The sequence below is a fragment of the Streptomyces sp. NPDC059695 genome (genome assembly GCF_042733785.1).
Lineage (GTDB): Bacteria > Actinomycetota > Actinomycetes > Streptomycetales > Streptomycetaceae > Streptomyces.
The window spans coordinates 241,659-244,043 of sequence record NZ_JBHWFF010000010.1 but is presented as its reverse complement, the minus strand read 5'-3'; the positions used below and the strand labels follow the sequence as shown (position 1 = coordinate 244,043).

The window sequence follows — 2,385 nt, the reverse complement described above, 5'->3', positions numbered from 1 at the left end:
GAGATGGCCTCGTCGGCTACCAGCCCGACCCAGACGTCGAAGCGGGCGACCGCCTACCGGCGGGCCACCGTGCCGTCGACGGCGAACAGCTGCTCCTCGACGTGGTCCAGGGCGAGCCGCAGCGCGCCCGTGCCCACCGCGGCCTCACCGAGCAGGGACAGCACCACGCGCGGAGGGCGCAGACAGAACCGCGCCAGCTCCTCGCGGAGCGGCTGCAGCACCCCGTCGAGGCCCGCCGCCCAGCCGCCCACGACCACCAGCTCCGGGTCGATCGCCAGCACCAGGGCCGCCACGTCGTGCACGAGCCGCTGGATGAACCGCTCCACCGCCGCCTGCGCCCGGGTGTCTCCCTCGCGGGCCAGGGCGAAGACCTTCGCCACCGCCTGCTCGTCGAGCGGATGCAGCGGCTCGTCCGTCGTCGACAGGAGGTGCTCCGGGGTGACGCCCCGGCCGAGCAGGTGCAGGGCGCCGATCTCCCCGGCCGCCCCGCCGAAACCCCGGTGCAGCCGGCCGCCGATCAGCGACCCCGCGCCGGGACTCAGGCCGGCCAGGACGAACACGATGTCGTCGGAGTCGGTCGCGGCACCCTTCCAGTGCTCGGCGACGGCCGCCGCGTTGGCGTCGTTCTCCACGATCACCGGGCAGCGGAAGGAACGCCTCAGCCGCTCGCCGAGCGCGAGACCCGTCCAGCCGGGCAGTGCCGTGCCGAGCCGCACCGTGCCGTCGGCCTCCACGATGCCGGGCGTGCCGACGCCGACGGCCCGCAGATTGGACCGGGCGACGCCGGCCCGGCGCAGCACGTCGGCCACGACCGTGCGGACCCGGTCCAGGCGCTCGTCCTCGGGCGCCGCCTCCGACACCTCGCGGGACCCGGCGCCGATGATCCGCCCGTCCAGGCCGGAGAGCAGGGCGGCCACGCGGTGCGGTCCGATCTCGATGCCGAGCAGATGACCGGCCTCCGCCCGGAAGCGGAACCTCCGGGCCGGACGCCCCTGCCGACGGGCCTCGCCCTCCTCGGGCGCCGACTCGACGACGAGTCCGCCCTCCATGAGGCCCTCGACGACCCCCTCGACCGTGGGCCGCGAGAGGCCCGTGATCCGGGTCAGATCCGTGAGCGTGGGCGCGTCGGCGCCCCGCAGCGCATGGAGTACCACCGCGGAGTTGATCCGCCGCAGCAGAGACGGATCCCCGCCGGTCAGCCGCCCCACAGTGTTTCCTCCCAGCTCGTGCGCCTCTCCGGCGGATGGTACTCAATGCGCCCGGTCGCGGCGAGTGCCGCCCCCGGGGCGGAACGTGAGCGGGCGCGCCCCGTTTCCTGACGGGACGCCAACTGTCAGTGGTGGCCGCTTTACTGGTCCCATGACCACGGCAGAGCAGCTGGCGACGATCGACTTGCTCCGCACCCGCGCCTTCCCGGTGCGACCGGAGCGATCCGGATCCGTCGCCGGCGGCCCGGGCTTCCACCTGGGGGAGCTCGCGACGAGCGAGGACTTCTGGGAGGACGACGGCACCCGCAGGGCGCTCGTCGAGGAGCAGTACGAAGCGGAGCGGGACGGACTCGCCGCCGTGCTCACCGCCCGCTGGGGACCGCCGGAGGAGCTGAGCCTGTGGCCGGTCCTGGAGCGGAGCATGGAGGGCGAGGAGCTGCCGGAGCCGTGGCCCACCCTCAGCTGCCACACCCCGGAGCTGAAGCTGTGGCGGGCGGACGGCCGCTGGATAGGACTGGGCGTCTCCCAGTGGGACAAGGAACTGCCGTTCCAGCTCCTCGCCGTCGTCACCGAGGCCGGCCCACCGTGAGACGGGCCCGGCCACCGCGAGACGAGCCCGAAGCCACCGTGAGACGTCCGACCCACCGCGACACGGGCCCGGCCCCCCCTTACGGGCCCTCCGCCGCCTCCCGCAGCCGGGCGTACTCCTCGGCCATCGTCGCCGCCGTCCAGTGCGCGTTGAGACCGCTCGGGTTGGGCAGCGCCCAGATCCGGGTCGGTCCGATCGACCGCTCCTGCGGCCCGATCGCCGCCTTCGGCTCGCCGAAGGCCGTGCGGTACGCCGTGACGCCGACGACCGCGAGCCAGCGCGGTGCGAGCCGTTCCACCTTCTCCACGAGCAGCCGTCCGCCCTCGCGGTACTCCTCGCGGCTCAGCTCGTCGGCCCGCGCCGTGGCCCGCGCCACCACGTTCGTGATCCCGAGACCGTACGTCAGGAGCTCCTCCTGCTCGTCCGGCCGCAGCAGCCTCGGCGTGAACCCGGACAGGTGCAGCACCGGCCAGAAGCGGTTGCCCGGACGGGCGAAGTGGTGGCCCGTCGCCGCCGTCGTCAGACCCGGGTTGATCCCGCAGAAGAGCACCGAAAGGCCGCCCGCGACCACGTCGGGAACGACGCGGT

General features: G+C 74.3%; 3 protein-coding genes. 1 reads left to right on the top strand and 2 read right to left on the bottom strand.

Annotated elements, in window-relative coordinates; translation table 11 throughout:
• Nucleotides 1–53: 53 nt before the first annotated feature.
• Nucleotides 54–1,208 (bottom strand): ROK family transcriptional regulator, encoded by a 1,155-nt coding sequence (locus ACFV2S_RS15560; RefSeq protein ID WP_385558321.1) that lies wholly within the window; start codon nucleotides 1,206–1,208, stop codon nucleotides 54–56.
• Nucleotides 1,209–1,359: 151 nt separating this feature from the next.
• Between ACFV2S_RS15560 and ACFV2S_RS15555 the strand changes: the two genes are divergently transcribed.
• Complete coding sequence (locus ACFV2S_RS15555) at nucleotides 1,360–1,797, top strand: hypothetical protein (RefSeq protein WP_385558318.1); 438 nt, start codon at nucleotides 1,360–1,362, stop codon at nucleotides 1,795–1,797.
• Nucleotides 1,798–1,876: 79 nt separating this feature from the next.
• On the opposite strand, the gene mug is transcribed toward ACFV2S_RS15555, so the two are convergent.
• A partial coding sequence (mug, locus tag ACFV2S_RS15550) for a G/U mismatch-specific DNA glycosylase (protein WP_385558315.1) occupies nucleotides 1,877–2,385 on the bottom strand: 509 nt, incomplete at its 5' end.

What these genes read in the sequence shown, in the direction of transcription:
- ACFV2S_RS15555 (WP_385558318.1), top strand. Translation starts at nt 1,360, where the DNA reads ATGACCACGGCAGAGCAGCTGGCGACGATCGACTTGCTCCGCACCCGC.